Origin of the sequence: Comamonas sp. B-9 (assembly GCF_000410635.1) — a bacterium.
Taxonomy (GTDB): domain Bacteria; phylum Pseudomonadota; class Gammaproteobacteria; order Burkholderiales; family Burkholderiaceae_C; genus Comamonas.
In genome coordinates, this window is record NZ_KE148533.1 from 9,658 (window position 1) to 15,979 (window position 6,322).

The following is a 6,322-nucleotide window of genomic DNA, read 5'->3' on the forward strand; positions in this document are numbered from 1 at the left end:
AGCAGGTGGTCCAGCGGCAGGGCCGCCATCTCGGCTGAAGCCCCGGCGTCCCCCGCCAAAAGTGCCACCTCGTCATCGGCGAAATAGCTGGGCAGCAGCTCGGCGAGCAGCGCCATGGTCTGCGGCGTGTATTCGCTGGGCTTGATGATCACGCGGTTGCCCGCAGCCAGCGCGCTGACCAGCGGCCCCAAGGACAGCAGCAGGGGATAGTTCCAGGGAGCGATCACTCCGATGACGCCCAGCGGCATGGGCTGCACCCAGGCGCGCGCAGGCCAGAAATGCCAGGGCGTGGCCTCGGGCCGGGGCGCTGCCCAGCGCCGCAGAGCGCCCAGCGCCTGGCGCAGCTGGCTGTACAGCGGCAACAATTCCGTCAAGGTCGTCACCCGGGCCGAGCGCTGGCCAAAATCGGCCTGCACGCTGGCGCACAGCCGCGTCTCGTTGTCCTGCAGCAGCTTTTGCAGCCGCAGCAAGCGCTCGCGCCGCAGCAGCAGCGGCGTATCGGCCTGCGCGCGGCTGGCCGCACGCATGGCCTCAAAACGGCTGTGCAACTCGCTCACATCCATAGCATGGCCCCATAAAAAAACCCGGTCTGCATCAGGCACAACCGGGCTTTGTACACAAGGCAGGCCGCAGCCTGCGTCAGGTCAGTCAGTGTTGTGAACGGATTTCACGAGGCTCCACGTCCGTCACATCGATCACGGAAGCGCGCATGCCCGAGGGGCTGGCAGCCGATTCAGCAGCGCGTGCACCCTTGTTGGCCGACCAGCGCGCCGTGCTGCGGTAGACCGTGGTCCAGCCCGAAGCGGGGTTCATCTTGAACGCGAAAGGCACCACAGGTTTGCCGGTGACTTTGGCCCATAGCAGGCGCACAGCCCAGAGCATGGCAGCGATTGCGGCCACCACCATCAGACTGACAAAAAACACCAGACCAGCCAGCACCATCGCAATACGCAAAGTCCAGCTCACCACAGTTGCCAACAACTCGTTCAACGCACTTCCTTTCATCGCTGTATGACAGCGCTTGCTACCCATGTTATGCCGATGCCAGGCTTTTTCAAGCCCCCTGCACTGTCAACAAGCATATCGCAGCGTAAAGATGGTGGGCCATGCATGGTTATGCATGGCCCACCGCCAAGGGCATTACTGCACATCGGCCTTGCCAAAATGGAACTCGCCCGGTGCCTGCACCGGATCCACGGTCACGGGGATACGGCTCTTGGGCGGGTAGACGCCTTCGAGCAGCAAGCGCGACAGCGGGTTCTCGATGCGCTGCTGGATCGCCCGCTTGAGCGGCCGTGCACCAAACACCGGATCAAAGCCCACCTTGGCCAGCTCGGCCATCGCCGCATCGGACACCTCCAGATGCAGGTCCATCTTCGCCAAGCGGTTTTCGAGCTGGTGCAGCTGAATGCGTGCAATCGACTCGATGTGCTGGGCGTCGAGGCCATGGAACACCACGGTTTCATCGATGCGGTTGAGGAATTCGGGCCGGAAATGGTTTTTCAGTTCCCCCCAGACCGCGTCTTTTACATCCTCATACGATTCGCCGACCATCGCCTGGATCAGCTGCGAGCCGATATTGCTGGTCATCACGATCACGGTGTTCTTGAAGTCCACCGTGCGGCCCTGGCCATCGGTGAGGCGGCCGTCGTCGAGCACCTGCAGCAGGATGTTGAACACATCGGGGTGGGCCTTTTCCACCTCGTCGAGCAAGATCACGCTGTAGGGCTTGCGGCGCACGGCCTCGGTCAGGTAGCCGCCCTCGTCATAGCCCACATAGCCCGGGGGCGCACCAATGAGGCGCGAGACCGAGTGCTTCTCCATGAACTCGCTCATGTCGATGCGGATCAGGTGGTCTTCGCTGTCAAACAAAAAGCCCGCCAGCGCCTTGCACAGCTCGGTCTTGCCCACGCCGGTGGGGCCCAGGAACAGGAAGGAGCCGGTGGGCCGGTTCGGATCGGACAGGCCCGAGCGCGAGCGGCGGATGGCGTTGGACACCGCAGAGATCGCCTCATCCTGGCCGACCACGCGCTCGTGGAGCTTGTCTTCCATGCGCAAGAGCTTGTCACGCTCGCCCTGCATCATCTTGGAGACCGGGATGCCCGTGGCGCGGCTGACCACCTCGGCAATTTCTTCGGCGCCCACTTGCGTGCGCAGCAGCTTGTGGCCCTTGTCCTTGGCCCCTTCGCTTTTCTCGTCGGCCTGCACTTCGGCCAGCTGTTTCTCCAGCGCGGGCAGCTTGCCGTACTGCAACTCGGCGACCTTGTTGAAGTCGCCGCTGCGCGTGGCTTCCTGGATCTGGAAGCGCACCTGGTCGAGCTCCTTGCGCAGTTGCTCCGAGCCCATCGCATCGGCCTTCTCGGCCTTCCAGATCTCTTCCATATCGGCGTATTCACGCTCGATCTTGGACAGGTCCTCTTCGATCAGCGACAGGCGCTTTTGCGAGGCCTCGTCCTTTTCCTTCTTCATCGCCTCGCGCTCGATCTTGAGCTGGATCATGCGGCGCTCAAGCTTGTCCATCACCTCGGGCTTGGAGTCGATCTCGATCTTGATCTTGGCCGCTGCCTCATCAATCAGGTCGATGGCCTTGTCGGGCAGGAAGCGGTCGGTGATATAGCGTGCCGACAGCTCGGCCGCAGCGACAATCGCCGGGTCGGTGATGTCCACGCCATGGTGGGCTTCGTACTTTTCCTGCAGGCCGCGCAGGATCGCAATGGTGTCTTCCACCGAGGGCTCATTGACCAGCACCTTCTGGAAGCGCCGCTCCAGCGCCGCATCCTTTTCGATGTACTTGCGGTATTCGTCCAGGGTGGTGGCGCCAATGCAGTGCAGCTCGCCCCGCGACAGCGCAGGCTTGAGCATATTGCCCGCGTCCATCGCACCATCGGCCTTGCCGGCGCCGACCATGGTGTGGATCTCGTCGATGAAGAGAATCACCCGGCCCTCTTCCTGCGCGACTTCCTTGAGCACGGATTTGAGCCGCTCTTCAAAGTCCCCCCGGTACTTGGCGCCCGCGAGCAGACCGGCCATGTCCAGCACCAGCACCTTCTTGTCGCGCAAGGTGTCCGGCACTTCGCCCGCCACAATGCGTTGGGCCAGGCCTTCGACGATGGCCGTCTTGCCCACGCCGGGCTCACCGATCAGCACAGGGTTGTTCTTGCTGCGGCGCTGCAGCACCTGGATGGTGCGGCGGATCTCGTCATCGCGGCCAATGACCGGGTCGAGCTTGCCCAGCTTGGCGCGCTCGGTCAGGTCCAACGTGTATTTCTTCAAGGCTTCACGCTGGCTTTCGCCGTCGGCGCTGTCCATGGCTTGGCCGCCGCGCACGGCGTCAATCGCCGCTTCCAGTGCCTTGCGGCTCAAGCCCCCCTCTTTGACGATACGGCCGGCCTCCCCCTTGTCATCGGTGAGCGCCAGCAAGAACAGCTCGCTGGCATAGAACTGGTCGCCGCGCTTGATGGCTTCCTTCTCGGTGGCCTGCAGCATGCGCTGCAGATCGGGGCCTACCGTGACCTGGTCCTGGCCTTGCACCTGCGGCAGGCGCTTGATCGCGTTTTCTGCGGCCGTGCTCATCGCCGTGGCATTGGCGCCTGCGCGCGCCAGCAGCGATTTGGGGCCATCGGGCTGGCGCAGCATGGCTGCCAGCACATGGACCGGGTCGATATAGGCGTTGTCATTGCCCAGGGCCAACGATTGGGCGTCGGCCAGCGCTTCTTGAAATTTGGTTGTCAGTTTGTCGATTCGCATGAATGTTCCCCACTCAACAATTGTTACTGGGGAATATTTTGCGCTGGACGCCGTATTTTCAAGAACCTCGCCGCACATATAGCTTCTGTCGGCCCACGTCGCCAAGTGCTGTGCGCCGTCTCCTACGCCCTGCGAACATTGCAGCAAGGCGGCCGCGCTCCCCGCACCCATTGCAGCAGCTATAGGGCTGAGAAAGCTTGCGCCCGGTCAAGGCCGCTGCAATGGGCCCGTTTTTTAGCTTTGGCGCTGGGGCAGGCCCCATCGCGCCATCGCCGCCTCGTCGCTGACGCGGGCATCGACCCAGCGCGCGCCCTCCGGCGTGTCTTCCTTCTTCCAGAATGGCGCTTCGGTCTTGAGGTAGTCCATCAAGAACTCGCAGGCCTGGAAGCTCTCGCCCCGGTGCGCCGAGGAGACGGCGACCAGAACAATCTGCTCGCCAGGCGCGAGCAGCCCCACGCGGTGGATGATGCGGGCGCCAAAGATGTCAAAACGCTGGCTGGCGGCCTCGACCATCTGGGCGATCGATTTTTCCGTCATACCCGGGTAGTGCTCCAGCTCCATCGTCGCCACCTCGCTGCCCGCATTGCGGTCGCGCACCGTGCCGACAAAGCTGCAGACCGCGCCGATGCGGCCATCGGCGGCGCGCAGCAGGCGCAGCTCCTCGCTCACATCAAAGTCAGCGGTCTGGACGGCGATATGGGTGTGCAGCATGGCGGTATCTCGGCGAAAAAAGCATCAAGACCGAAGCCTAGCATGCCCACCGGGCCTGGCTGCAAACCATGGCAGGCCACCCCAGCTTCGCGATTGCGGCACACTGGTGGCCCTCTGCAAGCTTTGCGCTGCTGGAATGCCCGCATTCCAGCAGCTGCCCGCGCGCTTGCAGGACCTGTTTTCTCTTTGGATGCTTTCCATGCCCAGTCAGACCCTGAATGCCCACGGCTTCCTGCTCTACCCCAATCCGCGCAACCAGCACCGGATTGTGTTCGAGCACCACGTGTTCGTGCCCTACCCTTACGCGATCATCGACATCCCGGCGATGGACCTGGTCGGCAAGACCAGCGTCTATGCCGCCTGCCGCGAGAGCGACAAGAAAATGGGCCAGGTCGTGACCTTTGAGCTGGAAGAAGATGTGGCCCGCTTTGAAAAGCGCTTTACGCCCTGAACGCGCACCTCAACTGATGGATACCCATGCAAGACGGCAGCCAGATCTTTGTCCCTGATTCCTTCATCGCCCTGTTTCAGGGCCGCAACCAGCGCCTGCGCCAGCCGCTCGCCGACATCGCCCAGCGCTATGAGCTTTGCGAAGACCTGGCGCAGATGCTGGTCGAGCAGGCGCAGATCCTCTACCACCAAAGTGCGCCCTCCGAGAGCGCCATCCTGCAGACCATCTACAGCGGCCTGCAGGCGCCAGACGCGGGCATCAGCGCCGAGGAAGCCCGCTGGGTAGTGCTGCGCCTGGCCGAACTGCTGGAATGGAAAGCGCCCGAGCTGCTGCTGCCCAGCCCCGCAGAAGATGGCGCTGCTTAAGAATGCTTAACCGCCCGTCACCGGCGGAAAAAACGCCACCTCGGCCCCCGCCTCCAGCACCGCGCTGTCATCGCTGAGCACCTGGTTGACGGCGGTGCGCACCGCGCGCCCCCGGGCCAGGCAGCTGGCATAGGGCTCGCCGCGCGCGAGCAGGGCCTCGCGCAGCTCGGCGACGGTGCCGGCATCGGTGGCAAAGGCCTCGCTGCCGCTGCCAATGGCCTCGCGGATACTTGCAAAATAGCGCAGTTGCAAAGTCTTCATCGTCATCTCCTCACCCTCCTCACCCTCCTCAGCCCAGCAGCTGGGCAAAGGGCACAAAGCGCACGCTGTCACCCTGCGCAATCGTCTGGCCGGGCGGGTTGTCGACCAGGCCGTCGGCCCAGACGGCCGAGGTCAGCACACCCGAGCCCTGGTTGGCAAAACGCTCCAGCCCGCCTTGCGCATTGACGCGCACCCGCAAGAATTCGCGGCGCTTGTCGGCGCGCGGCCAGTCAAAATCGGCACGCATATCGATCGCCTGCGGCGCCAGCGCCTGCACGCCTTGCAGGCGCAGCAGAAAAGGCCGCACCAGGAGCGCAAAGGTCACAAAACTGGAGACCGGGTTGCCCGGCAGGCCGATGAAATGGGTCTGGCCCACGCGCCCATAGGCAAAGGGCTTGCCCGGCTTGACGGCAATGGCCCACAGGTCAAGGCTGCCCAAGGCCTGCACGGCCGGCTTGACATGGTCTTCCTCACCCACCGACACGCCGCCACTGGTCAGCACCAGGTCGCTGTGCTGCGCCGCCGTCTGCAGCGCGGCCACGGTGGCCTCATAGCTGTCGGGCACGATGCCCAAGTCGCGCACCTCGCAGCCCAGGCGCTGGAGCATGGCGCGCAAAAAGAAGCGGTTGCTGTTGTAGATGCTGCCCAAGGGCAGGTCCTGGGGCGCCACGTCGCCGGGCATGACCAGCTCATCACCGGTGGAGAACAAGGCCACGCGCGGGCGGCGGGCCAGCGGCAGGCGGGCGCAGCCCATGCTGGCAGCCAGGCCCAGCTCGGCCGGGCCCAG

Annotated in this window: 8 protein-coding genes; 2 read left to right on the forward strand and 6 right to left on the reverse strand. The window is 64.0% G+C overall.

What is annotated here, in order from left to right; all coding sequences use genetic code 11:
• From H928_RS33085 to moaE, 4 genes are all read right to left on the reverse strand, one after another.
• Positions 1 to 563: aldehyde dehydrogenase family protein (locus H928_RS33085; protein WP_239644905.1), on the reverse strand; the 563-nt coding region annotated here is incomplete at its 3' end.
• A gap of 85 nt (positions 564 to 648) precedes the next feature.
• The gene (locus tag H928_RS0107395) at positions 649 to 990 is read right to left on the reverse strand and encodes a hypothetical protein (RefSeq protein WP_021025923.1); all 342 of its coding nucleotides are present in this window, start codon (positions 988 to 990) and stop codon (positions 649 to 651) included.
• A 150-nt stretch (positions 991 to 1,140) separates the two neighbouring features.
• Positions 1,141 to 3,747 (reverse strand): ATP-dependent chaperone ClpB, encoded by a 2,607-nt coding sequence (gene clpB / locus H928_RS0107400; RefSeq protein WP_021025924.1) that lies wholly within the window; start codon positions 3,745 to 3,747, stop codon positions 1,141 to 1,143.
• A 234-nt stretch (positions 3,748 to 3,981) separates the two neighbouring features.
• Positions 3,982 to 4,458, reverse strand: coding sequence for a molybdopterin synthase catalytic subunit MoaE (moaE, locus tag H928_RS0107405; RefSeq protein WP_021025925.1), 477 nt, complete (start codon positions 4,456 to 4,458; stop codon positions 3,982 to 3,984).
• Between the two features lie 199 nt (positions 4,459 to 4,657).
• Here moaE and H928_RS0107410 point away from each other — a divergent pair, with 199 nt between their 5' ends.
• Positions 4,658 to 4,909 (forward strand): hypothetical protein, encoded by a 252-nt coding sequence (locus tag H928_RS0107410; RefSeq protein WP_027010667.1) that lies wholly within the window; start codon positions 4,658 to 4,660, stop codon positions 4,907 to 4,909.
• Between the two features lie 26 nt (positions 4,910 to 4,935).
• Positions 4,936 to 5,274 (forward strand): hypothetical protein, encoded by a 339-nt coding sequence (locus H928_RS0107415; protein ID WP_021025927.1) that lies wholly within the window; start codon positions 4,936 to 4,938, stop codon positions 5,272 to 5,274.
• A gap of 6 nt (positions 5,275 to 5,280) precedes the next feature.
• On the opposite strand, the gene H928_RS0107420 is transcribed toward H928_RS0107415, so the two are convergent.
• Both H928_RS0107420 and H928_RS0107425 read right to left on the reverse strand, forming a co-directional pair.
• Complete coding sequence (locus H928_RS0107420; RefSeq protein WP_373604909.1) at positions 5,281 to 5,541, reverse strand: MoaD/ThiS family protein; 261 nt, start codon at positions 5,539 to 5,541, stop codon at positions 5,281 to 5,283.
• Positions 5,542 to 5,563: 22 nt separating this feature from the next.
• The coding region (locus H928_RS0107425) for a molybdopterin molybdotransferase MoeA (RefSeq protein WP_027010669.1) at positions 5,564 to 6,322 on the reverse strand (759 nt) is incomplete at its 5' end.

Bases quoted from the DNA above. Each gene is read 5' to 3' on its own strand.
- clpB (WP_021025924.1), bottom strand. From the start codon at position 3,747: ATGCGAATCGACAAACTGACAACCAAATTTCAAGAAGCGCTGGCCGAC.
- moaE (WP_021025925.1), bottom strand. From the start codon at position 4,458: ATGCTGCACACCCATATCGCCGTCCAGACCGCTGACTTTGATGTGAGC.
- H928_RS0107410 (WP_027010667.1), top strand. From the start codon at position 4,658: ATGCCCAGTCAGACCCTGAATGCCCACGGCTTCCTGCTCTACCCCAAT.
- H928_RS0107420 (WP_373604909.1), bottom strand. From the start codon at position 5,541: ATGACGATGAAGACTTTGCAACTGCGCTATTTTGCAAGTATCCGCGAG.
- H928_RS0107415 (WP_021025927.1), top strand. From the start codon at position 4,936: ATGCAAGACGGCAGCCAGATCTTTGTCCCTGATTCCTTCATCGCCCTG.